A 26,590-nucleotide genomic window follows, 5' to 3' on the forward strand; every position below is an offset into this window, starting at 1 on the left:
GGTGGTGTCATGGACGTCCAGCAGCTCTCCGACCGGCTCGAGATCGCCGACGTGCTGGTCCGGTACACGCGGGCGATCGACACGGGTGACTGGGACCGCCTCGACGCGGTCTTCACCCCGGACGCGCAGATCGACTACACGCAGTCCGGCGGGATCGAGGGCGGCTACGCCACGGTCAAGCCGTGGCTGGCCGAGCACCTGCCGATCTTCCCGCGGCGGATGCACACGCTGGGGCAGGTCGAGGTCCGGTACGACGGAGGTGGTGCGGGTGGCGACGCGGCCGACGTGGCGGCGTACTTCCACAACCCGATGATGATGCCGGCAGGCGACGGGGCGGAGGTGCTGGTCGAGTTCGGTGGGATCTACCACCACCGGATGGTCCGCACCGCCGACGGCTGGCGCAGCGAGCGGCTCGTGGAGGAGCTGGTGTGGAAGCGGGGCCTGTGAGGGGAGGCGTCGCGAGCGTCACGCGGCACCCCGTTTGGCCGTCCCCCACCCGTCGCACACAATGGGGGGCGTGTCCGACCACGACTCCCCGACCCGCTCCGAGCACCCGGTCGTCTCCGGCCTGCTGGCCCTCGTCGGCGTCGGCCTGGCCGTCGGCCTGTTCCTGGGCCTGACCGTGCTGGTCGGCACCCACGTCCTCGGGCTGGGCGACAGCTCCGCGACGTCGGCCTCGACGGGCGGCCAGTCGATGTACCTCCCCAAGCCGGAGAAGACCCAGCGCGCGTCCGGCCCGCTCATCACGCTCGGCTCGGACGCCTCGCAGGCGCCGTCGGAGACCGCGTCGGCCCAGCCCACCGAGCAGCCCTCGAAGACCAAGGCCCCGAAGAAGCAGATCTCGCTCTCGGCCGGCCAGACGGCCGTCGCCCCGATGGAGCAGATCGACCTGACCGGCGTCTACCCCGGCGGCGAGGGCGCGATCCTGCAGGTGCAGCGCTTCACGACCGGCTCGTGGCAGGACTTCCCGGTGACCGTCTCGGTCAGCGACGAGACGTTCTCGACCTACGTCCAGACCAGCCAGGGCGGGGTCAACCGGTTCCGCGTCGTCGACACCGACACCGGCCTGGAGTCCAACGAGATCCGGGTGACCGTCGGCTGACCGACACGGCACTCGGGGGCACTCCCCAGACGCCGAGAGGGCACTTCGCGGCAGTGTGACTGCCGGGAAGTGCCCTCTCGCTGTGCTGTGAGTGCCGGGGAGTGCCGCCTCAGCTGGGGACGTAGTCGAACACGTCCGGGTTGGGGCCGATCCGGCCGTCCTCGCCCTCGTCGAGCGCGCTGATCGCGGCGACCTCGTCGACGCTGAGGGTGAAGTCGAAGACGTCGAAGTTCTCGCGCATCCGCTCCTCGCGCATCGACTTGGGGAAGACGATGTCGCCGCGCTCGAGGTGCCAGCGCAGCGTGACCTGCGACGGCGTCTTGCCGTGCGCGGCCGCGATCTTGCCGATCACCTCGTCGTCGAGGACCTTGCCCTGCGCGATCGGGGACCAGGCCTCGACCTCGACGCCGTGGCGGATCGAGGCGGCCCGGGCGGCCTCGTTGGTGAAGTAGGGGTGCACCTCGATCTGGTTCACCGCCGGCACGACGCCGGTCTCCTCGATGATCCGGTCCAGGTGGGCCGGCTGGAAGTTCGAGACGCCGATCGAGGTGGCGCGGCCGTCGGCCACGAACTCGGCGAGGGTGCGCCAGGTCGAGACGAAGTCGCCGTCGTACAGCGTGGGCAGCGGCCAGTGGATGAGGAAGAGGTCCACGCGGTCCAGGCCCAGCTTGGTCAGTGACTCCTCGAAGGAGCGTCGGGCGTCGTCGGGGCGGTGGAAGCCGTTGTTGAGCTTGGTGGTCACGTAGAGCTCGTCGCGGGCGATGCCGGAGGCGGCGATGGCCTCCCCGACGCCCTGCTCGTTCTGGTACATCTGCGCGGTGTCGATGTGGCGGTAGCCCACCTCGAGCGCGGTCGTCACCGTCTTCGCGGTCTCCTCCGGCGGCACCTGGAAGACCCCGAAGCCGAGCTGGGGGATGGTGGTCTGGTCGTTGAGGGTGATCGTGGAAACGGTCATGCCGGGCATGACAACCCATCGCCGCCGAGTATTCCGGATTCCCCCTCCGGGTCGTGATGCTCACAGTGCGCCCCGCCGCACGCTGGGCAGCACGACCCGAAGATTCTCCTCGCCGGCGGGAACACCGGCGGGCAACCCTGCGTTGGACCCCATGAACAGAGTTGAGTTGATCCGACTCAACTTGTTTGCCAGACTCGCCGGCGAGGCGCAGGATGGCCCCACTGACACATCACGCTCTACCCCGGAGGTAACTCACCATGGCACGTGCGGTCGGCATCGACCTGGGCACGACGAACTCCGTCGTCGCCGTCCTCGAGGGTGGCGAACCCACCGTCATCGCAAACGCAGAAGGCGCCCGCACCACCCCGTCCGTGGTCGCGTTCGCCAAGTCCGGCGAGGTGCTCGTCGGTGAGGTCGCCAAGCGGCAGGCCGTCACCAACGTCGACCGGACCATCCGCTCGGTCAAGCGCCACATGGGCACCGACTGGAAGACCAAGATCGACGACAAGGACTTCACGCCGCAGCAGATCAGCGCGTTCGTCCTCCAGAAGCTCAAGCGCGACGCCGAGGCCTACCTCGGCGAGACCGTCACCGACGCCGTGATCACGGTCCCGGCGTACTTCTCCGACGCGCAGCGCCAGGCCACCAAGGAGGCCGGCGAGATCGCGGGCCTCAACGTCTCCCGCATCGTCAACGAGCCGACCGCGGCCGCGCTGGCCTACGGCCTCGACAAGGGCGACGACCAGACGATCCTGGTCTTCGACCTCGGTGGCGGCACGTTCGACGTGTCCCTGCTCGAGATCGGCGAGGGTGTCGTCGAGGTCAAGGCGACCTCGGGTGACAACCACCTCGGTGGTGACGACTGGGACGCTCGCGTCGTCGAGTGGATGGTCAAGAAGTTCAAGGACAACAACGGTGTCGACCTCGGGGCCGACAAGATCGCCAAGCAGCGCCTCCAGGAGGCCGCGGAGAAGGCGAAGATCGAGCTGTCCTCGTCCGCCGAGACCACGATCCACCTGCCCTACATCACCCACGGCGAGTCGGGCCCGCTCCACTTCGAGGAGAAGCTCACCCGCAGCGAGTTCCAGAAGCTCACCGCCGACCTGCTCGACCGCACCAAGGCGCCGTTCCAGAACGTCCTCAAGGACGGTGGCGTCGCCGTCGACAAGATCGACCACGTCGTGCTCGTCGGTGGCTCGACCCGGATGCCCGCCGTCAGCGAGCTCGTCAAGGAGCTGCTCGGCGGCAAGGAGCCCAACAAGGGCGTCAACCCCGACGAGGTCGTGGCCGTCGGCGCCGCGCTCCAGGCCGGCGTGCTCAAGGGCGAGGTCAAGGACGTCCTGCTCCTCGACGTCACCCCGCTGAGCCTCGGCATCGAGACCAAGGGCGGCGTCATGACCACCCTGATCGAGCGCAACACCACGATCCCGACCAAGCGCTCGGAGATCTTCACGACCGCCGACGACAACCAGCCGTCGGTGGAGATCAAGGTCGCCCAGGGCGAGCGCCAGATGTGGGCCCAGAACCAGCCCCTCGGCAACTTCGAGCTCACCGGCCTCCCGCCGGCGCCCCGCGGCATCCCGAAGATCGAGGTCACCTTCGACATCGACGCCAACGGCATCGTCCACGTGTCCGCCAAGGACCAGGGCTCCGGCAAGGAGCAGTCGATGACGATCTCCGGCGGCTCGGCGCTGGGCAAGGACGAGATCGACCGCATGGTGCGCGAGGCCGAGCAGTACGCCGAGGAGGACGCCAAGCGTCGCAGCGCCGTCGAGGCCCGCAACCAGGCCGACTCGCTGGTCTACTCGACCGAGAAGTTCCTCGAGGAGAACTCCGAGAAGATCCCGGAGGACGTCCAGACCGAGGTCAAGGCCGACGTCGAGGCGCTCAAGACCATCCTCGAGAACGCCGAGGCCTCCGCCGAGGAGATCACCGCCGGCGTGACCAAGCTCGGCGAGTCCAGCCAGAAGATGGGTGCCGCGATGTACGCCGCCGCGGAGGCCGACCAGGCCGCCGCCGGTGGGGCCACCGGTGCGACGGGCGAGGCCGACGACGACGTCGTCGACGCCGAGATCGTCGACGAGGGCCCCGCGGACGAGGGTGACGCCAAGTGACCCCTCCTCCTGACGGAGAGGCCACCGAGCAGCGAGACGTGACCACGGAGGGGGAGCCGACCCGGTCGGCTCCCCACCCGGGGTCCTTCGGCGACGCTGCCGCCGAGATGGCCAACGAGACCGAGGTCGAGACGCCGCGCAACGGTGACTCGGCCCGCAACTCCGACATGGTCGAGGAGGGTTCTCCGATCGACGCGACGACCGACACCGACGGGCTGACCGAGCACGACGAGCTGTCCGCGGCCCGCACGGCCCTCGCCGAGCGGACCGCCGACCTGCAGCGCCTGCAGGCCGAGTACCTCAACTACAAGCGACGCGTGGACCGCGACCGCGAGCTGATCCGTGAGAACAGCACGTACGCCGCGCTCGCGCCGATCACCGAGGTGCTCGACACGATCGACCGGGCGCGTGAGCACGCCCCGCTCGAGAACGGCCTCAAGACGGTGGCCGACCAGCTGGAGCGGATCGTGGCCGGCCTGGGGCTGGCCAAGTTCGGCGCGCCGGGCGATGCCTTCGACCCGACGATCCACGAGGCGTTGTCCCACATCGGTGAGGATGCCGACGTGGAGGTGACCACCTGCAAGGTGATCGCCAAGGCCGGCTACCGGATCGGCGACCGCGTGGTCCGCGCGGCCCAGGTCCTGGTGGTCGACCCGCCGAGCGGCCCGACCGCCTGACGGGCGCATGGGCACCGGAGTGTGTGAGCTGGACATGAGGGGAACCGAGAGGGGGATGACCGCGTGAGCGCGACCGACGGCATGCGTGCCGACTGGGCCAACAAGGACTTCTACGCCGTGCTCGGCGTCGCGAAGGATGCGTCGGCCGAGGACATCAAGAAGGCCTACCGCCGGCTCGCGCGGGCCAACCATCCCGACTCCCACCCCGACGACCCGGCCAAGCACGAGACCTTCAAGAAGGTCGCGGAGGCCTACGACGTCGTCGGGGACCCCGAGAAGCGCAAGAAGTACGACGAGATGCGCTCGCTCTACGGCAGCGGTGCGCGGGGTGGGTTCCCCGGCGGCTTCGGCGGCGGCGGGGCCGGAGGCTTCGACCTCAACGACCTGCTGCGCGACCGCGCCGGCGGTGGCGGCGGCTTCGGCGACATGTTCGGCGACCTGTTCGGTGGCGGCGGTCGACGTACGCACCAGCCGCGGCCGCAGAAGGGTGCCGACGTCGAGACGACGGCCACGATCAGCTTCACCGACGCACTCGAGGGCGTCACGATCTCGCTGCGCCTCACCTCCGACGCGCCCTGCCCGGACTGCGCCGGCACCGGCGGCAAGCCCGGCACGAAGCCGCACATCTGCCCCGAGTGCGAGGGGGCCGGCTTCGTGGTCGCCTCGGTCGGCGGCGCGTTCTCGATGAACGAGACCTGCCCCGCCTGCGGTGGCCGTCAGCTCGTCTACGACGAGGCGTGCCCGACCTGTCACGGCTCCGGCCGCGGGATGTCGGCGCGCTCGATCCAGGCCCGGATCCCCGCGGGGGTCAAGGACGGCCAGCGGATCCGGCTGCGCGGCAAGGGCGCCGCCGGCGAGAGCGGCGGCCCGGCAGGGGACCTCTACGTCACCGTCAAGGTCGCCCCGCACCGGCTGTTCGGGCGCAAGGCCGACAACCTCACGCTCGAGGTGCCGGTGTCCTTCGACGAGGCGGCGCTCGGCGCCGACATCAAGATCCCGACGCTGTCGGGTGCCCCGGTCACGCTGAAGATCCCGGCCGGCACGCCCAACGGACGCACCTTCCGCGTCCGCGGCAAGGGTGCGCCGAAGCCCGACGGCACGCGCGGTGACCTGCTGGCCACCGTCGAGGTCGTCGTGCCCGCGGTCCTGGACGAGGCGGCGCGGGAGGCGATCGAGGCCTACCGGGCCGCGACCGCCGGCAAGCCGCTGCGGGCCGGGATGTTCGAGGGCAGCTGACCGTGGCCGCCCGTGAGCCGTTCGGCAACCCCGGACCCGACGCTGCCGTCTACGTCATCAGCGTCGCGGCCGAGCTCACCGGCCTGCACCCGCAGACGCTGCGGACCTATGAGCGGCTCGGCCTGATCACCCCCGGACGCACCGGGGGTGGCGGCCGTCGCTACTCCCACCGCGACGTCGAGCTGCTCCGCGAGATCGCCGACCTCACCTCGGTCGGCATCGGCATCGAGGGCGTCCGCCGCATCCTCGACCTGACCGACCGGGCCGCCGCGCTGGCCGCCCGCAACGAGGAGCTGGTCGCCGAGCTGGAGGCAACCAGGGCGGCCCTGGCCCAGGCGCTCGCCGCCCGCCGTGACGGCACCCCGCTGCCGCCCAACAAGCTCCCCGTCCTGCGCCGGCCCTCGCCCGGCCAGTCGATGGTCGTGTGGCGGCGTACGCCCTGAGCAGCCACTGTGACGGAGTCCGCTTGACAAAGCCTGTCGCTTTGTAAGGCGCCCCGGCTACTCTCGACCGACCTGTCACGAGGCGGGACCGGACCCGAGCGAGGGGGTGAGGACGACGTACGCCGCGATCATCGCGTGGCTGCAGGACTGGCTGCGCGACATCAACTGGGTGCACTTCGCGACCATCCCCGTCTTCACCGGTGTGATCGGCTGGCTGATCAACTGGTCGGGGCTGGTCATGCTGTTCAGCCCGGTGCGGTTCCACGGCGTCCGGATCCCCGGGATGCGCGAGCTCGCAAGCGTCCTGCCGCGCAAGATCCAGGAGGTGCCGGGCGTCCTGCAGGGCGGCATCGGCTGGCAGGGGATCATCCCGGCGCGCGCCGCCAAGATGGGCAGCATCGCCGTCGACAAGGCGATCGCCAAGCTCGGGACGCCGGCGGAGTTCTACCAGCAGCTCGAGCCCGACCGGATCGCCGAGCACATCGTCACGGTGTTCCGGCCCGAGATCCCCGAGCTGGTCGACCAGGTGATGGTGCGTGAGCACCCGCGCCTGTGGCGGGACCTGCCGCGGCCGGTGCGGGAGGCGGTCGTCGACCGGGTCCAGGCCCAGCTGCCGTCGGTGGTCGGCCGGGTCACGACCGAGATCGGCGTCCACATCGACCAGCTGCTCGACCCCAAGATCATGGTGATCGACCACTTCCAGAAGAACCCCGCCCTCGTGGTGCGGATCTTCCGCGACTTCGGCCAGCGCGAGCTCAACCTGATGGTGGCCTTCGGGTTCGTCTTCGGCTTCCTGCTCGGCATCCCGGTCGCGGTCGTGGACAGCATCTTCGGCCTGTGGTGGCTGCTGCCGCTGCTCGGCGTCGTGGTCGGCTGGGTCACCAACGCTCTCGGCATGTGGCTGATCTTCGAGCCGCCCGAGCCGCGGACCTACTTCGGGATCCGGCACCAGGGCCTGTTCCTGCGCCGCCAGGACCAGGCGGCGGAGGTCTACGCGCGGATCATCGCCGAGGACGTCATCACGCTCGAGCGGATCGGCGACTTCCTGCTCGACGGTCCCCGCGGCGACCGCACCCGTCAGATGCTGGCGACCGCGCTGCGGCCCGCGATCGACCAGGCCGCCGGCCCCGCGCGGGCGGCGGTCCGGGTCGCGATGGGCCCCCGGCGCTTCGACACGATCCGGGACTCGGTGGCCCGCGAGGCGGTCGGGCGCACCCTCACGCCGTTCAAGGACCCGGCCTTCTCCCAGCGGCAGGCGGAGAAGATCAGGGTGCTCATCGCCCGCCGCACCAAGGAGCTGCCGCCGCGCGACTTCGTGGAGATGATGCGCGCGGCGATCAAGGAGGACGAGTGGATGCTCTACGCCCACGGCGCCGTCATGGGCCTGGCGGGGGGCTTCCTCCACCTCGCGATTTTCGGAGTGAGCTGATGGCCGTGGAACCCCTCGACCCCTACGACCCCCCTGATGACCGGGCCCCCGAGATCGAGCACGACAAGCCCCGGCGTACGCCGCAGGGCGGGCCGCACCTGCCCGACTCGATCGCGCCGGCCGTCGAGGCGCTGCCCGGCCTGGCGCGGGTGGCCGCCTCGGCCTGGTGGCACACCACCGAGTGGGGCGTGAAGACGTCCGCGAAGGCCGGGCTCCGGCTGGCGCGGGCGGTCACCGACCCCGCCGAGGCGAGCGCCATCGCGCGTGACGCCACCGAGGCAGCCTCGGTCATCGGCGGCCTGGCGCGCTCGGTCTCCTCCGGGATGCCGCTCGGCAAGGCGCTGGTGACCGCGGGGGAGTGGCTGGCCGAGCCGCCCGACGAGGTCGTCCCCTCGACCGCGTCGGCGAGCGGGCACGCCGCCGAGCCGCGCCCGACCGGCCCCTCCCTGCGCGAGCGCGGGGCCGAGCTGCTCGAGCGCTCCCGCGACGTGTGGAACACCGACCAGGCGCACCCCGCCCACGAGCGGATCCTCGACGAGCTCGCACCGGACGAGGCCCGGATCCTGCTGCTCCTGCTCGAGGGCGGCCCGCAGCCGAGCGTCGACGTCCGCACGGGTGGCCCGATCGGGATGGTCTCCAGCCAGCTGATCGCGCCCGGCCTGAGCATGATCGGCGCCCGGGCCGGATGCCGCTACCTCGACCAGGTGCCGTCCTACCTCAACAACCTGTTCCGGCTCGGCCTGGTGTGGTTCAGCCGCGAGGCGCTGCGCGACCCGATGCCCTACCAGGTGGTCGAGGCGCAGCCTGACGTGCTGGCGGCCGTGCACTCGGTGAAGTTCGCCAAAGTGGTGCGACGCAGCATCCACCTCACGCCCTTCGGTGAGGACTTCTGCCGCAAGGTGCTGGTCGACGAGCAGGTCGCCACGGAGACCTTCCCCGAGCACGCTACGCCGCCCGCCCCCGAGTCGGGAGAGCCCCCACAGGAGCCCTGACCGCCCCGCTCAGCAGGCGTTCAGCGTGATCGTGAACGTCGAGCCGTGGGGGTCTCCGGGCGTGTAGGTGACCGAGCCGCTCTGCGCCTCCGCGAGCGTGCGGACGACGTAGAGCCCCAGGCCGGTCCCCTTGGCGACGGTGTCGTTGGCGCGGGCGTACTCGCGGAAGAGGTGCTCCCGGAACTCCGGCGGCACGCCCTCGCCCTCGTCGACCACGTCGATGCTGAGCCGGGATCCGGCCGGCCGCACGCGCACGGTGTACGGCGCCTGGCCGTACTTGTGGGCGTTGGCCAGCAGGTTGCTGAGCATCTGCTCGAGCCGCAGCGGGTCGGCCCGGACCGCCCGCTCGTCCTCGATGACGACCTTGACGTCGTAGCGGTCGGTCACGACCCCCTCGATCACGGCCGACAGGTCGACCGGCTGCATGTCGATGCGCAGCGTCCCGCGCTGGATCTGGGCCGCGGTGAGCAGGTCGGCGGTGATGCTGTCGAGCATCCGGGCCTGCCGGGCGACCGAGGCCATCAGCCGGTTGCGCTGCTCCTCGTCCATGTCGGCCGCGGACCAGCCGAGCGTCTCGGCGATGCCGTTGATGACCGCGACCGGGCCGCGGATCTCGTGGGCGGTGGTGGCGATCGCGCGGCGCAGCAGGCCGACGTCGTCGGCGGTGGAGTCGAGGTAGACCAGCACCGACCAGCCGGTCCGGCGCAGGGTCGCGCGGACGTTGCCGCCGACCAGCTCGACCTCGAAGGACGCGTCGGAGTCGAGGCGGTGGTAGGACACGAGCGCGGCGAGCGCCGGGGAGGCGAGCCCGAGCGGGGTGCCGGCGGTGGACGCGTGGCCGAGCAGTCGCTGGGCCATCGCGTTGGCGTAGACGATGCGGAACAGCGGCTCGTCGGCCAGCTCGATGATGCCGTAGGGCGCCATGCCGAGCGCCTCCCACGAGGAGACGCGGGACGCGATCGAGGCCGGCGAGGACTCCACGCGATCGTCGGAGCGGACGTGCGGGATCGTGTGGCCGGAGCCGGATCCACCGCCCGACCCGCCGCCGGTCGGGGAGGGTCGGCTCGGTGCGTGCTCGGCCACGGCCGTGGTCGCCGTGCTGGTCGGGTCGGTCTGCTCCACGCTGTCCTCCTGGTCAGCCGGCGGCGGGGGAGGTACGACGGAGAGCGGCCGGGGTGCCCGGGGGACTCCTGACGTCACGTCTCGCACGTAGTCGAGGATCGAGTTCAGGGACGCGCCCTTCTGGACGTATCCGTCTGCTCCGGCCGCGACCGCGCGGGCGGACATCTGGGTCGCGCCGAAGCCCGACAGCACGATGATCTTGGCGGTGGGCAGCAGTCGACGCATCGTGGGCAACGCCTCGAGGCCGTCCATGACGGGCATCGCGAGGTCCAGCAGGACGACGTCGGGGCGCAGGTCGCGCACCACGTCGATCCCCTCCTGGCCGTCGCCGGCCTCGGCCACGACGTCGAAGCCGCCGCGGGTCAGCGCCAGACGCAGCAGCTCGCGCAGGTCGGCGGTGTCGTCGACGATGACGACGCGCTGGGGCTGGACTCTCGCAGCGGCACTCATTCCGTGGACCTCTCGTGGGTGTGGGCGGCGAGGACCTCGGCGGCAACCGCGGCCTGCGGGTCGGCGGACTCCATGATCCGGTGGACGGCGGCGGGCGAGCTGCGCAGCAGCTCGATCGCGAAGTGCTCGCTGCCGAGCAGGTTGGTGATGATCCGGCTCGCCGAGTCGATGGAGCTGGTCAAGGCGGCGTCGGCCTTGGCCGGCTGGTCGAGGTCGAGGGCCATCTTGGCCACCACGAGCCCCTGGAGGACCGAGTCGTTGAGCTCGAGGGCCTGCTGCTCCCGGGCCCGGAGGTCCTCGAAGAGCTGGGCGCCCTGCATCAGGGAGGAGTAGTTGCGGCGCAGCGTCCAGTAGTAGACGGCCACGGCCGCGCCGACGGCGTCCCAGATCGTCAGCGGCCAGCCCCACGCGACGCGCATGGCCAGGCCCTCGTCGTCGGAGAGCCCCAGGGAGGGCAGCAGCATGTGCACGGCGTGCGAGCCGTGGTGGACGGCGCAGGTGAAGAAGATCGCGGCGGTGGCGGCGCCGAGCGGGTTCGTGCGCAACTGGTGGCTGCGGGCCAGCGGGACGACGATCGCCAGGGAGATGAGCAGGTAGGCGACCATGATCACCGCGTTGCACACCAGGCCGATCTGCCACGACATCGGCTACTCCTTCCCCGGGCCGGTCACGCGCCGGCACCGCTGATCGTCAGGAGCCCGAGCGCGACCACGGACAGGGCGAAGAAGCCGTGGGCGACGGGGTGCCACCCCGACCAGCCGCCGACCCGGGACCGCACGCGGTCTTCGTGGAGCAGCTGGAAGCAGACGCCGGCCACGACGAGCTCCCAGGCGCAGGCGGCGAGGTCCCAGGGGCCGGCCTCCTCGGGACCGGGGATCAGGCCCCACGGCAGCCCGGTCGTGCGGGTGGCGGTCCAGAGCGTGAGCAGGGCGAGGTTGCCGGCGAGGCCGACCGCCAGCAGCGGCCGGCTGCTGCCACGCAGCAGCAGCCCGGCCCAGACCAGCTGGGCGAGCGCGGCGACGGCGAAGAAGACCCCCAGCAGGGTGCCCTCCCGGAAGTGCCCGGGGCACACCGCGGCGTGGACGCCGGCGGACGCGGCGCTGCTGACCACGCCCAGCGGCAGGAGGACGTACGACGCGTCCCCGGCGGCCGACGCCGGGAGGCGTGGCGGCGCGGGGACCGGGGCGGGGACGGGGGCGGGAGCCGGCGCGACCGAGGTCACCGGCGCCGCGGCGAAGCGGTGGGCGAGCAGCTCGTCGCGCAGCCGGCGGATCCGGCGTTCGTGCTCGTCGTGCGGTGCACCGGCACGGCGGCGCGAGGCCAGCGTGGGCGGCGCGAGCAGCACGGTGAGGCCCACGAGTCCCCCCGCGACCAGCGCGTAGTGGATGCCGTGTGCGAGTGTGCCCGCGCTGTCTGCGGCCGACAAGGCGATCATCTGTTGTCTCCCACCCACCCCTGCCCCCAGCCGAGGTGCCCCACTGGGCAATGTAGGGCCTGGGCCAGCGTGCTGCTCGCGGATCGCGGAAATCCTCGGGTGGTCATTTTGACGTTTCGTTGCCGCAGCCAAGAGACCCAAAGTTGAGTGGAACAGACTCAACTTCTGGTGCGTTGATCCCCATGACGAGCACACTGGGTGCCGTCGAGCCACCCGTCACAGGAGAACACCGAGATGAGTCAGTTCGGGGCCGAGAAGTTCACGACCCGCAGTCGCGAGGCGATCGAGGCTGCCCAGCTCTCCGCCACCACGGCCGGCAACACCACCACCGAGCCCATCCACCTCCTCGTCGCCCTCCTCCGCCAGGAGGACGGCACCTCGCGCACGCTGGTCACCAAGGCCGGCGTCGAGGCGGCCGCCCTGGCCGCCCGCGCCGAGGCCGTCATGGCCGCCCTGCCGAAGGCCAGCGGCGCCACCGTCCAGCAGCCGGCCGCCTCGGCGGCGCTCACCCGCGTCCTCGCCGCCGCGCTCGACCTTGCGGGCGGCATGAAGGACGAGTACGTCGCCACCGAGCACCTCCTCATCGCGATCGCCGGCACCGAGAGCAGCGCCCAGAAGGTGCTCACCGACGCGGGGCTGACTGCCGACGGGCTGCGGGAGGGGCTGACCGCGGTGCGCGGCAACCGCCGCGTCACCAGCCAGGACGCGGAGTCGACGTACGAAGCCCTGGAGAAGTACTCCGTCGACCTCACCCGCTCGGCCGAGGAGGGCCGCCTCGACCCGGTCATCGGCCGGGACGCCGAGATCCGCCGCGTCGTGCAGGTCCTGTCCCGCCGCACCAAGAACAACCCCGTGCTCATCGGCGAGCCCGGCGTCGGCAAGACCGCCGTCGTCGAGGGCCTCGCCCAGCGCGTCGTCGCCGGCGACGTGCCCGACTCGCTCAAGGGGCGTCGCGTCCTCAGCCTCGACCTGGCCGCGATGGTGGCCGGCGCGAAGTACCGCGGCGAGTTCGAGGAGCGCCTCAAGGCCGTCCTCGAGGAGATCAAGGACGCGGGCGGCCAGATCATCACCTTCATCGACGAGCTGCACACCGTCGTCGGCGCGGGCGCCGGCGGCGACTCGGCGATGGACGCCGGCAACATGCTCAAGCCGATGCTGGCCCGCGGCGAGCTGCACATGATCGGCGCGACCACGCTCGACGAGTACCGCGAGCGCATCGAGAAGGACCCCGCCCTCGAGCGCCGCTTCCAGCAGGTCTTCGTCGGCGAGCCCAGCGTCGAGGACACCATCCAGATCCTGCGCGGCATCCAGGAGAAGTACGAGGCGCACCACGGCGTCCGGATCACCGACGCCGCCCTGGTGGCCGCCGCGACCCTGTCCGACCGCTACATCACCGGCCGCCAGCTGCCGGACAAGGCCATCGACCTCATCGACGAGGCCGCGTCCCGCCTGCGCATGGAGATCGAGTCCTCGCCGGAGGAGATCGACCAGCTCCGGCGCGCGGTCGAGCGGCTGAAGATGGAGGAGTTCGCCCTCGACAAGGAGACCGACCCGGCCTCCCGGGAGCGGCTCGCCGCGCTGCGTGCCGACCTCGCCGACCGCGAGGAGGAGCTGCGCGGGCTCGAGGCCCGCTGGGAGCACGAGAAGGCCACCCTCGAGGGCGAGGGCGAGCTGCGACGCCGCCTCGACTCCGTCAAGGTCGCCGCCGACAAGCTGATGCGCGAGGGCAAGCTCGACGAGGCGAGCGAGCTGCTCTACGGCCAGATCCCCGAGCTCGAGAAGAAGCTCGCCGGCGTCGAGGCGGCCGAGCGCAGCGAGGTCGAGCCGCTCGTGGGCGAGGAGGTCGGGGCCGAACAGGTCGCCGAGGTCGTCGAGGCCTGGACCGGCATCCCGACCGGCCGGATGCTCGAGGGCGAGACCGCCAAGCTGCTGCGCATGGAGGAGGTCATCGGGGAGCGCCTCGTCGGGCAGGAGCAGGCCGTGCGGGCCGTCTCCGACGCCGTACGTCGCTCCCGCGCCGGCATCTCCGACCCGCACCGGCCGACCGGCTCGTTCCTGTTCCTCGGCCCGACCGGCACGGGCAAGACCGAGCTCGCCAAGTCGCTGGCCGACTTCCTGTTCGACGACGAGCGGGCGATCGTGCGCATCGACATGAGCGAGTACTCCGAGAAGCACTCCGTCGCGCGCCTCGTCGGTGCGCCTCCCGGCTACGTCGGCTACGACGAGGGCGGCCAGCTGACCGAGGCGGTGCGCCGGCGTCCCTACGCCGTGGTGCTGCTCGACGAGGTCGAGAAGGCACACCCCGAGGTCTTCGACATCCTGCTGCAGGTGCTCGACGACGGCCGGCTCACCGACGGGCAGGGCCGCACGGTCGACTTCCGCAACACGCTGCTGATCCTGACCAGCAACCTGGGCTCGGCGTACCTCGTCGACCCGACGCTGGACGGTGAGAAGAAGCGCGAGTCGGTGCTGGCCACCGTGCGGGCGTCGTTCAAGCCGGAGTTCCTCAACCGGCTCGACGAGATCGTGCTGTTCGCGGCGCTCGGCAAGGACGAGCTCGCCCACATCGTCGACCTGCAGCTCGCGCTGCTGGAGAAGCGGCTGGCGGTCCGCCGGATCACCATCGAGGTGACCGAGGCCGCCCGGGGCTGGCTCGCCGAGACCGGCTACGACCCGGCCTACGGCGCCCGTCCACTGCGCCGCCTCATCCAGACCGCCATCGGCGACCCGCTCGCGCGGCTGCTGATCGCGGGGGAGGTGACCGACGGCGGCCGCGTCGTGGTCGACCGGGCCGGCGACGGGCTGGGGCTGGTGGCCGGCTGAGCCGGCCGGCGCCGGGCACTAGGGTGGGCGGCGTGGCACTGATCGTGGCGGCGGACGACGATCCCGACCTGCTGATGCTGGTCCGGATGCGCCTCGCCGCGCTCGGCCACGAGGTGCTCGAGGCCCACGACGGGGCCGAGGCCCTCGAGCTGTGCCGGTCCCGGCGCCCCGACCTGGCGGTCCTCGACATCACCATGCCGCGCCTCACGGGCCTGGAGGTGCTGCGCACGATCCGCGCCACCCCGGAGATGCACACGATGCCGGTCATCCTGCTCACGGCGCTGGCGTCCGACGACGCCGTCGCCGAGGGGATCCGGGCCGGCGCGAGCGCCTACATGACCAAGCCCTTCCGGCTGCTCGACCTCGGCAACCGGGTCGCGGAGCTGGTCGGCGACTGAGCCCCGCGTCACTCTCGGTCACTCTCGCCCGGGCTGGCGATGCGACGGCCACCACCCGTTTGGTGGAATGGCAGGCATGAGCTCCTCCCACCGCCCCCGCCAGGTCACCTTCGCGGCGGGGCTGATCATGACCGGGTCGGTGCTCGTGGTGCTGACCGCCTGGGAGCGGATCTCCGGCCTGCACACCCTGGAGACCCAGGACGCGGTCGAGAAGTTCCTGTCCACGCCGCCCGGCGACTCGCTCGGCCTGGGCGTCGAGGGCGTGCTCGCGATCCTCCGCGTCACCGGGATGATCGCGGCCGCCTGCGCCACCGCCACCGCGATCCTCGGCTACCAGGTCCTCCAGCGCAGCCGGAGCGCTCGGGTGGGCCTGTCGATCCTGGCCCTGCCGGTCTTCGTGACCGGACTCCTCACCGGCGGGCTGATGTCCTCGATGGTCGCGGCGGCCTCCGTCATGCTCTGGCTGCCGCCGGCGCGCGACTGGTTCAACGGCCGCGAGGGGATGAAGCGGCTCACCGGCGAGGGGCTCCCACCGGGGCAGTTGCCACCGGGGCAGGTCCCGCCTGCGCCGCCGCTGCCGCCCACGACGTACGCCGATCCTCCGGGGCAGCCGCGCGCGATGCACGGCTTCGGTGAGCCGGCGGGTCCGGCCGGCGTCGAACAGCCCCTGCTGCCCGCGCCCCCCACCGGCGTGGCTTCGCGGCCCTCGGCCGTGATGTGGGCCTGCCTGCTCGCCTGGGTCTGCTCGGGCCTGGCGATCGCGCTGATGGCGACGAGCGCGGCGATCCTGGCCGTCAGTCCCGGCATCGTCTTCGACGAGCTGCACCGGCAGAACCCCGACCTCGCCGGCCAGGGAGTCTCCGACGACGCGCTGCGCATCGCGACCTTCGTGATGGTGGGCCTGGCGATCATCTGGTGCCTGCTCGCGATCGTCCTGGGCGTCCTGGTCTGGCGCCGGGTGGCCTGGGCCCGCCGTGGGCTGGCCGTGTCGGCCTCGGCGGCGGCGGTCATGCTGCTGGTGGCCACGCTCGGCCAGCCGGTGCTGGTCCTGCCGCTCGCGGCGGCGGTGGTGACCCTGGCGCTGCTGGTCCGACCCGACGTGAAGGCGTGGTTCGCGGCGACGTCTACGCAGTGAGGTCGGCGGCGGCCAGCCGCCGCAGCCCCTCCTCGATGATCGACGGCTCCTTGCAGAACGCCCAGCGCACGAGGTGCCGCCCGGCCTCCACGTCGTCGTGGAAGACCTGGCTCGGGATCGCCACGACGCCGGCCCGCTCGGGCAGGGCGAGGCAGAACGCCAGTCCGTCCTCCCAGCCCAGCGCGGAGATGTCGGTCGTCGCGAAGTAGGTCCCCTCGGGCACCCGGACCTCGAGCCCCACGTCGGCGAGCCCCGCGCAGAGCAGGTCGCGTCGGCCCTGCAGGTCCCGGGCGAGCTGGGCGGGCCAGTCCGGGGCCTCGTCGAGCGCGTGCGCCACGGCGGGCTGGAGCGGCGACCCGGACGTGAACGTCAGCCACTGCTTGGCCGCCAGCACGGCGCCCACGAGCTCGGCGGGCCCGGTCGCCCAGCCGACCTTCCAGCCGGTGAACGAGTAGGACTTGCCGGCGCTCGACAGGGTCAGGGTGCGCTCGAACATCCCGGGCAGCGTCGCCAGCGGCACGTGCTCGTGACGGCCGCTCCCGTCGCTGTAGACGAGGTGCTCGTAGACCTCGTCGGTGATCACGGTCAGGTCGTGCTCGAGCGCGACGGCGGCGATGGCGCCCAGCTCCTCGCGGGTCAGCACCGTGCCGGTCGGGTTGTGCGGGGAGTTCACCAGCAGGAAGCGGGTCCGGTCGGTGACGGCCGCCCGCAGCTCGTCGGGGTCGAGACGGAAGTCCGGGGCTCGCAGGGTCACCGGACGGCGTACGCCTCCGGCCATCTGGATCATCGCGACGTAGGAGTCGTAGTAGGGCTCCAGCACGACCACCTCGTCACCGGGGTTCACCAGCCCGAGCAGCGCCGCGGCGATCCCCTCGGTCGCCCCGGTGGTCACCACGACCTGGGAGTCGGGGTCGAGCTCGATGCCGTAGTGGCGCTGCTGGTGCCGGGCGACGGCCTGGCGCAGGGCGGGTACGCCGATCCCCGGTGCGTACTGGTTCTGCCCCGACTCCAGCGCCGCCACCGCGCGGGCGATCACCTCGGGCGGTCCGTCCACGTCGGGGAAGCCCTGGCCGAGGTTCACCGCCTGGGTGCGCACCGCGAGCGCCGACATCTGGCTGAAGATCGTGGGCGGGATGTCCTGCAGGCGAGAGGCGAGCATGACCCCGAGGGTAGCCATGGGACAGGATGGGGCGCGTGACCGCTGACGAGACCCTCGCCGCCGACATCGACGCCTGCTGCCGCCTCACCGGGGAGTTCACGCTCCGCTCCGGTCAGGTCGCCTCGGAGTACTTCGACAAGTACCTCTTCGAGTCCGACCCCGCCCTGCTCGCCCGCGTGGCCCGGCAGATGGTCGACCTGCTGCCCGCCGACACCGACCTGCTCGGCGGCCTCGAGCTCGGCGGCATCCCGATCGCGACGATGGTCAGCAGCCTGACCGGGACCCCGGCGCTCTTCGTGCGCAAGAAGGCCAAGGAGTACGGCACCTGCAAGCTCGCCGAGGGTCCGGACGTCGCCGGCCGCCGGGTGACGATCATCGAGGACGTCATCACCACCGGCGGCGCCGTACGCGACGCGACGCGGGCGCTGCGCGAGGCGGGCGCGATCGTCGAGGTCGTGGTGTGCGCGATCGACCGCAGCCCGGCGGGGGAGAACCCCCTCGCCGACGTGGGCCTGGAGGTCCGCCCGGTGCTCACCAAGGAGCAGCTGGACGCAGCGCGGGGCTGAGCCGCGGAGGGTCAGCCCTCGGCGGAGGTCTGCACGCCCTCGGCGTCCTCGTCGTCCTCGTCGCTGCCGCGGTGCCGCCAGGCCTCCCAGGCCAGCGGGACGAGAGTGAAGACGAGGATGGCGATCATCGCGTAGTCGATGTTGTTGCCCAGGGCAGGGAAGGTCGCGCCCAGGAAGTAGCCCATGCAGATGATGCTGACCACCCACGCAAGTGCGCCGACGCCGCTCCAGGTGAAGAACCGGCGGCGCTCCATCTGCGTCACGCCGGCCACCACGGTGATGTAGGTGCGCACGAACGGCACGAAGCGGCCGATGACCAGGGCCTTGCTGCCGTGCCGGTCGAAGAACGCGTCGGTCTTGTCGAGGTACTTCCGCTTGAGGATCCGGCCGTTGCGCTCGTAGAGCGGTGGCCCGATCCGGCGGCCGATCTCATAGCCGACGACGTTGCCCAGGAACGCGACAGCGGCGAGCAGGATCGTGGCGATGACCAGCTCGACGAACGGGGTGCCGATGCCGAGCACGTCGATCTTCTCGCCGGCGATGAAGAGGCCGAGTGCGAAGAGCAGGGTGTCACCGGGGAGGAACGGGAAGAAGAGCCCGCACTCGACGAAGATGATGCCGAGGCTGATCCAGATGAAGGCCCCGCCGAACTGCTGGAGGAGCCACTCGGGGTCCATCCAGGAGATGCCGAGGAGCAAGGGATGGAGGAGGAGGGCCAGCGTCACCCCCGTAGCGTATCGGCACCCGCCTGAAGCCAACCTGCCAAGCGGTCCGTAGCCTGACGCGCGTGCAGGACCAGGAGCCCAACGCGCCGTACGACCCGATGCCGCACGGTCCGGCCGAGGTCGGCGTCGGGCCGTGGGAGGGTCCGCTTCCGGAGGGGGAGCAGTACGACGCCCAGCTGCTCGCCGAGGGCGACCGGCGCAACGTGGTCGACCGCTACCGCTACTGGTCGATGGAGGCGATCGTCGCCGACCTCGACACCCGCCGCCACGACTTCCACGTGGCGATCGAGAACTGGCAGCACGACTTCAACATCGGCACGATCGTGCGGTCGGCCAACGCCTTCCTGGCTGCCGAGGTGCACATCGTGGGCAACCGCCGGTGGAACCGGCGCGGCGCGATGGTCACCGACCGCTACCAGCACGTCCGGCACCACGCGACGGCCGCGGACCTGGCCGCCTACCTCCACGCCGCCGGCGTGGCGCTGCTCGGCATCGACAACCTCCCGGGCTCCCTGCACCTCGAGACGATGACGGTGCCCCGCCGGGTCTGCTTCCTGTTCGGCCAGGAGGGCCCGGGCCTGTCCGAGGGCGCGCGCGAGGTCTGCGACGGGACGTTCTCGATCGCGCAGTTCGGCTCGACGCGGTCGATCAACGCCTCGGCCGCGGCCGCGATCGCGATGCACACCTGGGTGCGGGAGTACGCCGACCTCGGCGGCGAGGCCGGCGACTCCCGCGGAGTCTGGCGGGGCTGACCCCGTCAGCCGGTCGGGGCGAGCAGCTCCTGGAGGCGGGCGAGCCCGCGGGAGGAGTGGCTCTTGACGGTGCCCTCGCCGATCCGGAGCTCGTGCGCGGTCTCCGCGACCGAGAGCCCCAGCCAGTGCCGCAGCACGACCACCCGGCGCTGCATCGGCGGCAGTGCCTGCAGGGCCTCGAAGAGGGCGCTGCGCTCCTCGACGGGCAGCGGCTCGCGGGACTCCTGCTCGGCCGTGCCCTCGAGCCCCGGGCGCTCGCGTCGCCACGGCCGGCGCGACTCGTCGATGCCGGCCCGCACGATGATCGTCCGGGCGTAGGCCTCCTCGGCACCGTCGCGCCGCACCCGCGGCCAGGCGACGTAGAGCTTGACCAGCGCCGTCTGCACGAGGTCCTCGGCGCGGTCCCAGTCGCCGCAGACCGCGTAGGCGATCCGGCGCAGGTGGGTGCGGCGGGCGGCGACGAACTCCGAGAAGGCCGCGTCGCGGTCCGCCCGCGTCACTTCAGGCCCTCCCCGTTGTCACCCTGCGCGGCGACGTGGTCGAGGAACGCCTCCATCGTGGGGGCGCGGAGCACCGCGGGGTCGACGATGCTGGCGCCGTCCGCGCTGACCAGGGCGAACCACGAGTGCCCGTCCTCGTCGCGCAGCTCGACCGCCATCTGGTCGCCGACCTGGCCGTAGTCGGCAGCGGCGGTCGGGTTGGGCACCCGGAGGACCAGCGTCCAGCCGGGGGCCAGGACGAGGTTGCCGTCCTGGAGGTGGGCGGGGGACTCCTGGGTGGGGCTCGCGAGCTGGGCACGGATCCAGTCGTCGAAGCGTGCGTAGGCCTTGCCGGGCTCGTCCCAGGTGGTCGACGCCTCACCGGCGAGGCGCCAGTCGAGCACCATCCACACGGTCTCGCTGCCGTCGAGCGATCGGGCGACCACGCCCCAGACCCGCTGGGTGTCGTCGCGGGCGCTCTCGACCTCCAGGCGGGTGACCTGCCACTGCTGGTCGACGACCACCTCGCCGTCGGGCAGCACCTCGACGTGCGGACCGGCCGGGTCGAAGCGGCGCTGCTCGGTGTCGGTGGCGGTCCTGACGTCGGCCGCCGACTCGGCCAGCGGTGTGTGCGGCTGGGGCGACGCTGCCTGCGGCGAGGGCGCGACGGTCGGGGCCTGGCTGGCCACGGGCACGTCCCGGGCGGCGGCGCCACCCCCGCCCGCGGCGCCCACGACGCCGGCGGTCCCGGCGACGGCGAGCACGGCCAGGGTCGACGCGGCGATCGCCGTACGACGTCGGCGGAGGGCGCGGTGCCCCGCCTCGATGAGCGGTGCGGGACCCGGGTGCGCCGGTCCGTCGCCGAACGACGCCTCGATGCGTTGCTGCCAGTCGGTCTGCGTGGTCATGGTGTGTTCTCCCCGTGGGTAGAGCCTGTCACCAGGGAAGACGGAGCTCGCGGCCACGAGGTTGTCCTTGCGGCCGCGCGAGATCCCGGGTCAGCCCAGCCGCAGGATCAGCGCGGCGAGCGCCTCGTCCGGGCCGGCCACGACGTCGCCGACGTCCTCGGGGAGGTCCCACGGGTCGATGAGCACCAGCGGCACGCCGGTGCGCCGGGCGAGCGCGATCTCGCTCAACGTGCCCCAGCTGCAGCCGACCGACACCACCGCGTCGGCGGCCCGGACGAGCAGTCCGTTGCGGAGCTCGCCCAGCCCGGTCGGCAGCAGGAACGTGTGGGACGTCGAGCCCTCGTTGCGGTCCAGCCCCGGCAGCAGGCCGATCGCCACGCCACCCGCGCCGGTGGCGCCCCGGGCGGCCGACGACATCACGCCGTGGTGGCCGCCGGTCAGCACCACGGCCCCCGCCTCGGCGAGGAGACGACCGACCTCCTCGGCGTACTGGTGGTCGTCGGGCGTCACCGCGTCGGCGGGGCCGACGACGGCGATGTAGCGCCCGGTCAGCGGGCGTGCCTCCTCCACGCTCCGACGGTACGCCGTGCCACGCCTCGGGACCTCCAGAACCGGCCGACTCCGGACCCGCGAGTAGCCACTAGGGTGAAGGCGCCGTTGGAACACCGCCCGAGGAGTCCCCATGCCCATCGCAACCCCCGAGATCTACGCCGAGATGCTCGACACCGCCAAGAAGAACGCCTTCGCGTTCCCGGCGATCAACGTGTCGTCCTCGCAGACGCTCAACGCCGCCCTGCAGGGCTTCGCCGACGCCGGCTCGGACGGCATCATCCAGGTCTCGACCGGAGGCGCTGAGTACCTCTCCGGTCCGACCGTGAAGAACATGGTCACCGGCTCGGTCGCCTTCGCGGCCTACGCCGCCGAGGTCGCCAAGAACTACCCCGTGAACATCGCGCTGCACACCGACCACTGCCCCAAGGACAAGCTCGACGGCTTCGTCCGGCCGCTGGTGGCGATCTCCGCCGAGCGGGTCGCCCGCGGTGAGGCGCCGCTCTTCCAGTCGCACATGTGGGACGGCAGCGCCGTGCCGCTCGACGAGAACCTCAAGATCGCCGAGGAGCTGCTCGCCCAGTGCGCCGCGGCCCGGATCATCCTCGAGATCGAGGTCGGCGTGGTCGGCGGCGAGGAGGACGGTGTCGTCGGCGCGATCGACGAGAAGCTCTACTCCACGCCCGAGGACGCCCTCGCCACCATCGCCGCCCTCGGCTCCGGCGAGAACGGCCGCTACATGACCGCGCTGACCTTCGGCAACGTGCACGGCGTCTACAAGCCCGGCAACGTCAAGCTCCGCCCCGAGATCCTCCGCTCGGCCCAGGACGCCGCGGTCGAGAAGCTCGGCCTCGCCGCCGGCGCCAAGCCGTTCGACCTCGTCTTCCACGGCGGCTCGGGCTCGACGCCCGAGGAGATCGGCGCGGCGGTCGACTACGGCGTGGTGAAGATGAACGTCGACACCGACACCCAGTACGCCTTCACGCGTCCGGTCGCCGCCCACATGTTCACCAACTACGACGGTGTCCTGAAGGTCGACGGCGAGGTCGGCAACAAGAAGGCCTACGACCCGCGCGCCTGGGGCAAGGCGGGCGAGGCCGGCATGGCCGCCCGCGTCGGCGAGGCCTGCGCCAACCTCCGGTCGGCGGGCAAGAGCATCAGCGCCTGACACACCCAGCCAGCAACCCAGCCAGCAACGTCGTACGCCCCGGTCGCAGCAGCGGCCGGGGCGTACGACGTCGTGGGGTCCGGGCTAGTCGGCGGGTGCCGCCGGGGTCGCCACGGTCGCTCCTGGGGCGGCGGCCGGACCGCCCCAGCCCTGGTGACGCGGCTTCTCGAAGAACAGCACGGCCACGAAGCCGGCGACCAGCACCAGCGGCGGCAGCAGCATCGAGTCGGCCATGGCGCTGCTGAACTTGTCGGCGATCGCGGCCGGGAGGCCCGCGCCGGAGGCGCCCGCCTCGCCGTTGAAGGCGGGGAGGCCCTGCGCCGCGATCCGGGAGTCCATGAGCACGGCGATCGCCGCGGACCCGAGGACCGCACCGACCTGGCGGGTGGCGTTGTAGACGCCGGCGCCCGCGCCGGCCAGCTGGATCGGCAGGTTGCGGGTCGCGGTGGCGGAGTTGGGCGCCCAGACGCCGGCGTTGCCGGCGCCGAAGACGAGCATCGGCGGGACGAGCGCCCAGATCGTGATGTCCGGCGTCATGACGAACGACAGCCACACCAGGGACCCGACGATGAGTCCGAAGCCGATCGAGGTGATCAGGCGGGGGTGGACGCGGTCGGTCAGCGAGCCGATCGGCTTGGCCAGCGCGATCGTCATGACCGCCATCGGCACCAGCAGCAGCGCGGACCGGGTCGGGCTCATGCCGCGCACGACCTGCGCCCAGATCATCAGGGGGATCGCCATCGCGGTGATCGCGAAGCCCATGACCGAGATGGCGATGTTGGCCAGCGAGAAGTTGCGGTCGCGGAAGAGGTGCAGCGGCACCAGCGGCTCGGCGCTGTTGCGGGCCTGCCACCAGACGAAGCCGGCGAAGACGAGGAGCCCGGAGGCGATCATCAGCCAGATCTCGGTGGACCAGGAGTACTGGTGGCCCTCCTGGATGCCGAAGACCAGCAGGAACATGCCGGCACCGCTCAGCACGACGCCCAGCCAGTCGAACCGGTGGCTGTTGGTGGGCAGCGTCGGGACCAGGCGCCAGGCCAGCGCGAAGCCGACGATGCCGACCGGGATGTTGATGAAGAAGATCCACTCCCAGCCGAGGCCGTCGACGAGCACACCGCCGAGGATCGGGCCCACGAGCGTGGCCACGCCGGCGGTGGCGCCCCACAGCGACATCGCGGCCCCGCGGCGCTGGGCCGGGAAGATCCGGGTGATGATCGCCATCGTCTGCGGCGTGATCATCGAGGCGCCCAGGCCCTGCACCACGCGGGCCACGATCAGCCCCTCGACGGTGTTGGTCAGGCCGCACCACAGCGAGGCCAGCGTGAAGACGGTCAGGCCCGCGAGGTAGAGGTTCTTGGGGCCGAACCGGTCACCCAGTCGGCCGGTGATCAGCACCGGGACGGCGTAGGCCAGGAGGTAGGCGCTGGTCACCCACACCACGTCGTTGACCCCGGCATGGAGGTCCTCGATGATCGCCGGCGTCGCCACCGAGACGATGGTCGAGTCGACCAGGATCATGAAGAAGCCGAGGCACAGGGCGAACAGTGCCGGCCACGGGTCCTTCTCCTCGCCGGGTGCGGCCGGGGCCGGGGAAGCGGGTGCGTGGGTCATGGCACTACTCAACACCCCTGCATGGACAATTACTCCCATGACCTCCCCCCCGAACGGCTTCGGCGACCTGATGGCCGGACCCCCGCCCACCCACCTTCCCGTGGACCCCGCCAGTGCGGAGCTCGCGGCCGGTGCCGCCCCCGTCGACGTGGTCCGCGCCCACCCGGCATCGCCGGTCGCCTGGGCCGCCCTCGGCGGCGAGGCCGCCGACGCGGAGCTCGACCCCGTGACCGTCTACGCCTACGCCCGCGTCGGCTACCACCGCAGCCTGGACCTGCTGCGCCGCAACGGCTGGAAGGGCCACGGCCCGGTCCCGTGGGAGCACGAGCCCAACCGCGGCTTCCTGTCCTGTCTCGCCCTCCTCGCCCTGTCCGCCAAGGTCATCGGCGAGACCGAGGAGTGGGAGCGGTGCTCGGAGTTCCTCCGCGACTCCAGCCCCACGGCGTACGCCGCGCTCCTGGGCTGAGGCCGAGCGGGAGGAGGTGCGTCACGCCTGCAGCAGCGAGCGCACCTTCTCCGCGCCGAGCGCCACGAACAGCGTCGGCAGCCGCGGTCCGCGGTCGGCGTCGACCAGCAGGTTGTAGAGCAGGTTGAAGAACGCCTTCTGGTCGGCCTTCACCTGGTCGGTCGGGGCGTCGTCGAGGCCGAGCCCGCGGGCGAGCTTCGGCACGCCGTAGACCAGGGTCGTGATCTCGTCGAGGTGCAGCTCGTCGGGCATCCGGTCGAGCAGCTGGGCCAGCCAGAGCTGCTCGTCCTCGTTCAGCCCCGCCAGGCGCTCGGTGTCGGCGGTGGCGCGCACCGTGGTGCGGTCCTCGGCCGGCACGAACTCGCTGGTCCACGTCATCGCCTTGGTCAGCCGGGGCTCGAGCTCGGCGACGGTCTCGTGCGGGTGGCCGACGTTGGTCACCGTCGTCGAGATCAGCTCGGCGGAGCCGGCCGTCACGTCGGCGACCGACGACAGCACCCGGAACGGCACGACCACGGCCGGCGTCGGCAGGGTGCCGGCCGCCGCGGTGGCCGAGGCCCGCTCGAACGCCAGGACCTGCGCGTCCCGCTTGGCCGGGTTGGCGGCCTTCTTGCCGAGCGCGTCCCACTCGTCGTACAGCCGCACGACCTCGGGCCCGAAGTCGACGGTGAACGCCTGCTTGGGCTGGCGGCGGGCGTAGAGCCACCGCAGGATCGGGGCCTCGAGCACCTTGAGCGCGTCGGCGGCCGTGGGCACGCCGCCCTTGGACGACGACATCTTCGCCATCCCGGCCACGCCGACGAAGGAGTAGCCGACGAATGACGGCGCGCGGCCGCCGTAGACGTCCTTCACGAGCTCCTTGCCCACGGTGTACGACGACCCCGGCGACGCGTGGTCGACGCCGCCCGGCTCGAAGTCGACGCCCTCGAACTCCCAGCGCATCGGCCAGTCGACCTTCCACACGAGCTTGCCCTCGTGCTGCGTGGTCAGGTTGGTGACGCCCTCGAACGCGCAGACCCGGCAGGTGTAGGCGAGGTCGGTCGTCGCGTCGTCGTACGACGTCACGGTGGTCGTGTCGCGACCGCAGTCGCGGCAGTAGGGCTTGTAGGGGAAGCGCGCCAGGTCGTCGTCACCGGTGCCGGCGGGCTCGTCGTCGATGGCGACCGAGTCGGCCAGCGACTCGGCCTCCTCCTCGGACTCGGCGACGGGCGCGGCCTTGGTGCGGTAGCGCGACATGACGGTCTCGATGTCGCCGCGACGCTGGACGGCGGTCAGGATCTGGTCGCGGTAGGTGCCGGCGCGGTACTGCTCGGTCTGCGAGACCTCCTCCATCTCCACGCCGAGCTCGGCGAGGGCGGCGCGCAGCGGGGCCTTGAAGTGCTCGGCCCACGACGTGTGGCACTCCCACGGGTCGGGCACGGCGGAGAGGGGGCGGCCGATGTGCTCGTTCCACGCCTCGTCGACACCGGCGGGCACCTTGCGGAAGCGGTCGTAGTCGTCCCAGCTGTGCAGGTGCCGGACCGGGATGCCGCGGCTGCGGATCTCCTCGGCGACGAAGTGCACCGTGAGGAACTCCCGCAGGTTGCCCAGGTGGATCGGGCCCGACGGGCTCGCCCCGGACGCGCACGTGATCAGCCGGTCGGTGTCGCCGCGGTGCGCGCGGGTCTGCTCCGCGTGCCGGATCGCGTCGTCGGCGGCGCGGGTGACCCAGTCGGTGGGGTTCTGCTGGGAGGCCTGTCCGCCTCGTGCCATGGCTCTGCTGCTCCTGCGAAAGGGGGCGGGGATGAGCGGCAAGGCTATCGGGCCGGGGCAGAAGGAAGGGCACCGGAACCGTCCCCTGTGGCGATTCCGGTGCCCTTTCCGGCGCTGTCTGCTCGACCTCATCCCCCGATGTGG

At 71.9% G+C, this 26,590-nt stretch carries 26 protein-coding genes; 15 read left to right on the forward strand and 11 right to left on the reverse strand.

Features of this window, described 5'->3' with window-relative positions:
* The first annotated feature begins 9 nt into the window (after positions 1–9).
* Together FB382_RS21290 and FB382_RS21295 are read left to right on the forward strand one after the other, a co-directional pair.
* Positions 10–447 (forward strand): nuclear transport factor 2 family protein, encoded by a 438-nt coding sequence (locus FB382_RS21290; RefSeq protein WP_182541955.1) that lies wholly within the window; start codon positions 10–12, stop codon positions 445–447.
* A 70-nt stretch (positions 448–517) separates the two neighbouring features.
* On the forward strand, positions 518–1,102 hold the full coding sequence (locus FB382_RS21295; RefSeq protein ID WP_182541956.1) for a hypothetical protein: 585 nt from the start codon (positions 518–520) through the stop codon (positions 1,100–1,102).
* 109 nt (positions 1,103–1,211) lie between these two features.
* On the opposite strand, the gene FB382_RS21300 is transcribed toward FB382_RS21295, so the two are convergent.
* Complete coding sequence (locus tag FB382_RS21300; protein WP_182541957.1) at positions 1,212–2,057, reverse strand: aldo/keto reductase; 846 nt, start codon at positions 2,055–2,057, stop codon at positions 1,212–1,214.
* Between the two features lie 257 nt (positions 2,058–2,314).
* Between FB382_RS21300 and dnaK the strand changes: the two genes are divergently transcribed.
* From dnaK to FB382_RS21910, 6 genes are all read left to right on the forward strand, one after another.
* Complete coding sequence (gene dnaK / locus FB382_RS21305; protein ID WP_182541958.1) at positions 2,315–4,171, forward strand: molecular chaperone DnaK; 1,857 nt, start codon at positions 2,315–2,317, stop codon at positions 4,169–4,171.
* Positions 4,172–4,209: 38 nt separating this feature from the next.
* Complete coding sequence (gene grpE, locus FB382_RS21310) at positions 4,210–4,848, forward strand: nucleotide exchange factor GrpE (RefSeq protein WP_343055717.1); 639 nt, start codon at positions 4,210–4,212, stop codon at positions 4,846–4,848.
* A gap of 81 nt (positions 4,849–4,929) precedes the next feature.
* Positions 4,930–6,084 carry a molecular chaperone DnaJ gene (gene dnaJ, locus FB382_RS21315; protein ID WP_182542026.1) on the forward strand — a complete coding sequence of 385 codons (1,155 nt, stop codon included), beginning with the start codon at positions 4,930–4,932 and terminating at the stop codon, positions 6,082–6,084.
* Between the two features lie 2 nt (positions 6,085–6,086).
* Entirely contained in the window at positions 6,087–6,527 is a 441-nt protein-coding gene (locus FB382_RS21320) for a heat shock protein transcriptional repressor HspR (protein WP_182541959.1), read from the forward strand.
* 106 nt (positions 6,528–6,633) lie between these two features.
* On the forward strand, positions 6,634–7,956 hold the full coding sequence (locus tag FB382_RS21325) for a DUF445 domain-containing protein (protein ID WP_182541960.1): 1,323 nt from the start codon (positions 6,634–6,636) through the stop codon (positions 7,954–7,956).
* The gene (locus FB382_RS21910; protein ID WP_220481950.1) at positions 7,956–8,948 is read left to right on the forward strand and encodes an Abi-alpha family protein; all 993 of its coding nucleotides are present in this window, start codon (positions 7,956–7,958) and stop codon (positions 8,946–8,948) included. The genes FB382_RS21325 and FB382_RS21910 overlap by 1 nt, the downstream gene beginning before the upstream one ends.
* 9 nt (positions 8,949–8,957) lie before the next feature.
* Here FB382_RS21910 and FB382_RS21335 read toward each other — a convergent pair whose 3' ends face one another.
* From FB382_RS21335 to FB382_RS21345, 3 genes are read right to left on the reverse strand one after another with little or no spacing between them, the layout of a single operon-like run.
* On the reverse strand, positions 8,958–10,520 hold the full coding sequence (locus tag FB382_RS21335) for an ATP-binding response regulator (protein ID WP_182541961.1): 1,563 nt from the start codon (positions 10,518–10,520) through the stop codon (positions 8,958–8,960).
* The gene (locus tag FB382_RS21340) at positions 10,517–11,164 is read right to left on the reverse strand and encodes a hypothetical protein (RefSeq protein ID WP_182541962.1); all 648 of its coding nucleotides are present in this window, start codon (positions 11,162–11,164) and stop codon (positions 10,517–10,519) included. Before FB382_RS21340 ends, FB382_RS21335 begins: the two co-directional genes overlap by 4 nt.
* Before the next feature lie 23 nt (positions 11,165–11,187).
* The gene (locus FB382_RS21345) at positions 11,188–11,955 is read right to left on the reverse strand and encodes a hypothetical protein (RefSeq protein WP_182541963.1); all 768 of its coding nucleotides are present in this window, start codon (positions 11,953–11,955) and stop codon (positions 11,188–11,190) included.
* Between the two features lie 234 nt (positions 11,956–12,189).
* Here FB382_RS21345 and clpB point away from each other — a divergent pair, with 234 nt between their 5' ends.
* The 3 genes from clpB to FB382_RS21360 all read left to right on the forward strand — a co-directional run bounded on the left by clpB (position 12,190) and on the right by FB382_RS21360 (position 16,311).
* Positions 12,190–14,778 carry an ATP-dependent chaperone ClpB gene (gene clpB, locus FB382_RS21350; RefSeq protein ID WP_182541964.1) on the forward strand — a complete coding sequence of 863 codons (2,589 nt, stop codon included), beginning with the start codon at positions 12,190–12,192 and terminating at the stop codon, positions 14,776–14,778.
* Between the two features lie 32 nt (positions 14,779–14,810).
* A complete protein-coding gene (locus FB382_RS21355) occupies positions 14,811–15,176 on the forward strand; it encodes a response regulator (protein WP_220481951.1) in 366 nt (121 codons plus the stop codon).
* Positions 15,177–15,252: 76 nt separating this feature from the next.
* On the forward strand, positions 15,253–16,311 hold the full coding sequence (locus FB382_RS21360; protein ID WP_182541965.1) for a hypothetical protein: 1,059 nt from the start codon (positions 15,253–15,255) through the stop codon (positions 16,309–16,311).
* Here FB382_RS21360 and FB382_RS21365 read toward each other — a convergent pair.
* Complete coding sequence (locus FB382_RS21365) at positions 16,301–17,470, reverse strand: pyridoxal phosphate-dependent aminotransferase (protein ID WP_182541966.1); 1,170 nt, start codon at positions 17,468–17,470, stop codon at positions 16,301–16,303. The genes FB382_RS21360 and FB382_RS21365 overlap by 11 nt on opposite strands.
* A gap of 35 nt (positions 17,471–17,505) precedes the next feature.
* Here FB382_RS21365 and pyrE point away from each other — a divergent pair, with 35 nt between their 5' ends.
* Positions 17,506–18,036, forward strand: a complete 531-nt coding sequence (gene pyrE / locus FB382_RS21370) for an orotate phosphoribosyltransferase (RefSeq protein WP_221767533.1) — start codon at positions 17,506–17,508, stop codon at positions 18,034–18,036.
* 11 nt (positions 18,037–18,047) lie between these two features.
* On the opposite strand, the gene FB382_RS21375 is transcribed toward pyrE, so the two are convergent.
* Positions 18,048–18,761 carry a DedA family protein gene (locus FB382_RS21375; RefSeq protein ID WP_343055718.1) on the reverse strand — a complete coding sequence of 238 codons (714 nt, stop codon included), beginning with the start codon at positions 18,759–18,761 and terminating at the stop codon, positions 18,048–18,050.
* 98 nt (positions 18,762–18,859) lie between these two features.
* On the opposite strand from FB382_RS21375, the gene FB382_RS21380 reads away from it, so the two are divergent.
* Positions 18,860–19,513: a TrmH family RNA methyltransferase gene (locus tag FB382_RS21380; protein ID WP_182542030.1), complete on the forward strand. Its 654-nt coding sequence runs from the start codon at positions 18,860–18,862 to the stop codon at positions 19,511–19,513.
* A 5-nt stretch (positions 19,514–19,518) separates the two neighbouring features.
* On the opposite strand, the gene FB382_RS21385 is transcribed toward FB382_RS21380, so the two are convergent.
* The 3 genes from FB382_RS21385 to FB382_RS21395 all read right to left on the reverse strand — a co-directional run bounded on the left by FB382_RS21385 (position 19,519) and on the right by FB382_RS21395 (position 21,470).
* Positions 19,519–20,013 carry a SigE family RNA polymerase sigma factor gene (locus FB382_RS21385; protein WP_182541967.1) on the reverse strand — a complete coding sequence of 165 codons (495 nt, stop codon included), beginning with the start codon at positions 20,011–20,013 and terminating at the stop codon, positions 19,519–19,521.
* Positions 20,010–20,900, reverse strand: a complete 891-nt coding sequence (locus FB382_RS21390; protein ID WP_182541968.1) for a hypothetical protein — start codon at positions 20,898–20,900, stop codon at positions 20,010–20,012. The genes FB382_RS21385 and FB382_RS21390 overlap by 4 nt, the downstream gene beginning before the upstream one ends.
* A 90-nt stretch (positions 20,901–20,990) precedes the next feature.
* Positions 20,991–21,470, reverse strand: a complete 480-nt coding sequence (locus FB382_RS21395) for an SLOG cluster 4 domain-containing protein (protein WP_343055719.1) — start codon at positions 21,468–21,470, stop codon at positions 20,991–20,993.
* Positions 21,471–21,582: 112 nt separating this feature from the next.
* Between FB382_RS21395 and fbaA the strand changes: the two genes are divergently transcribed.
* Complete coding sequence (gene fbaA / locus FB382_RS21400) at positions 21,583–22,617, forward strand: class II fructose-bisphosphate aldolase (RefSeq protein ID WP_125037356.1); 1,035 nt, start codon at positions 21,583–21,585, stop codon at positions 22,615–22,617.
* Between the two features lie 84 nt (positions 22,618–22,701).
* On the opposite strand, the gene FB382_RS21405 is transcribed toward fbaA, so the two are convergent.
* Positions 22,702–24,228, reverse strand: a complete 1,527-nt coding sequence (locus tag FB382_RS21405) for a DHA2 family efflux MFS transporter permease subunit (protein ID WP_182541970.1) — start codon at positions 24,226–24,228, stop codon at positions 22,702–22,704.
* Positions 24,229–24,265: 37 nt separating this feature from the next.
* On the opposite strand from FB382_RS21405, the gene FB382_RS21410 reads away from it, so the two are divergent.
* Positions 24,266–24,694 carry a DUF3151 domain-containing protein gene (locus FB382_RS21410; RefSeq protein ID WP_125037358.1) on the forward strand — a complete coding sequence of 143 codons (429 nt, stop codon included), beginning with the start codon at positions 24,266–24,268 and terminating at the stop codon, positions 24,692–24,694.
* Positions 24,695–24,715: 21 nt separating this feature from the next.
* On the opposite strand, the gene lysS is transcribed toward FB382_RS21410, so the two are convergent.
* Positions 24,716–26,446 carry a lysine--tRNA ligase gene (lysS, locus tag FB382_RS21415; RefSeq protein ID WP_182541971.1) on the reverse strand — a complete coding sequence of 577 codons (1,731 nt, stop codon included), beginning with the start codon at positions 26,444–26,446 and terminating at the stop codon, positions 24,716–24,718.
* Positions 26,447–26,590 lie beyond the last annotated feature (144 nt).

The sequence above is a fragment of the Nocardioides ginsengisegetis genome, from assembly GCF_014138045.1.
Taxonomy (GTDB): Bacteria; Actinomycetota; Actinomycetes; order Propionibacteriales; family Nocardioidaceae; genus Nocardioides; species Nocardioides ginsengisegetis.

What these genes read in the sequence shown, in the direction of transcription:
- clpB (WP_182541964.1), top strand. Translation starts at nt 12,190, where the DNA reads ATGAGTCAGTTCGGGGCCGAGAAGTTCACGACCCGCAGTCGCGAGGCG.
- FB382_RS21335 (WP_182541961.1), bottom strand. Translation starts at nt 10,520, where the DNA reads ATGAGTGCCGCTGCGAGAGTCCAGCCCCAGCGCGTCGTCATCGTCGAC.
- FB382_RS21300 (WP_182541957.1), bottom strand. Translation starts at nt 2,057, where the DNA reads ATGACCGTTTCCACGATCACCCTCAACGACCAGACCACCATCCCCCAG.
- FB382_RS21910 (WP_220481950.1), top strand. Translation starts at nt 7,956, where the DNA reads ATGGCCGTGGAACCCCTCGACCCCTACGACCCCCCTGATGACCGGGCC.
- FB382_RS21380 (WP_182542030.1), top strand. Translation starts at nt 18,860, where the DNA reads ATGCCGCACGGTCCGGCCGAGGTCGGCGTCGGGCCGTGGGAGGGTCCG.
- FB382_RS21340 (WP_182541962.1), bottom strand. Translation starts at nt 11,164, where the DNA reads ATGTCGTGGCAGATCGGCCTGGTGTGCAACGCGGTGATCATGGTCGCC.
- fbaA (WP_125037356.1), top strand. Translation starts at nt 21,583, where the DNA reads ATGCCCATCGCAACCCCCGAGATCTACGCCGAGATGCTCGACACCGCC.
- FB382_RS21290 (WP_182541955.1), top strand. Translation starts at nt 10, where the DNA reads ATGGACGTCCAGCAGCTCTCCGACCGGCTCGAGATCGCCGACGTGCTG.
- FB382_RS21410 (WP_125037358.1), top strand. Translation starts at nt 24,266, where the DNA reads ATGACCTCCCCCCCGAACGGCTTCGGCGACCTGATGGCCGGACCCCCG.
- FB382_RS21365 (WP_182541966.1), bottom strand. Translation starts at nt 17,470, where the DNA reads ATGCTCGCCTCTCGCCTGCAGGACATCCCGCCCACGATCTTCAGCCAG.
- FB382_RS21360 (WP_182541965.1), top strand. Translation starts at nt 15,253, where the DNA reads ATGAGCTCCTCCCACCGCCCCCGCCAGGTCACCTTCGCGGCGGGGCTG.
- FB382_RS21390 (WP_182541968.1), bottom strand. Translation starts at nt 20,900, where the DNA reads ATGACCACGCAGACCGACTGGCAGCAACGCATCGAGGCGTCGTTCGGC.
- dnaJ (WP_182542026.1), top strand. Translation starts at nt 4,930, where the DNA reads ATGCGTGCCGACTGGGCCAACAAGGACTTCTACGCCGTGCTCGGCGTC.
- dnaK (WP_182541958.1), top strand. Translation starts at nt 2,315, where the DNA reads ATGGCACGTGCGGTCGGCATCGACCTGGGCACGACGAACTCCGTCGTC.
- FB382_RS21345 (WP_182541963.1), bottom strand. Translation starts at nt 11,955, where the DNA reads ATGATCGCCTTGTCGGCCGCAGACAGCGCGGGCACACTCGCACACGGC.
- lysS (WP_182541971.1), bottom strand. Translation starts at nt 26,446, where the DNA reads ATGGCACGAGGCGGACAGGCCTCCCAGCAGAACCCCACCGACTGGGTC.
- FB382_RS21405 (WP_182541970.1), bottom strand. Translation starts at nt 24,228, where the DNA reads ATGACCCACGCACCCGCTTCCCCGGCCCCGGCCGCACCCGGCGAGGAG.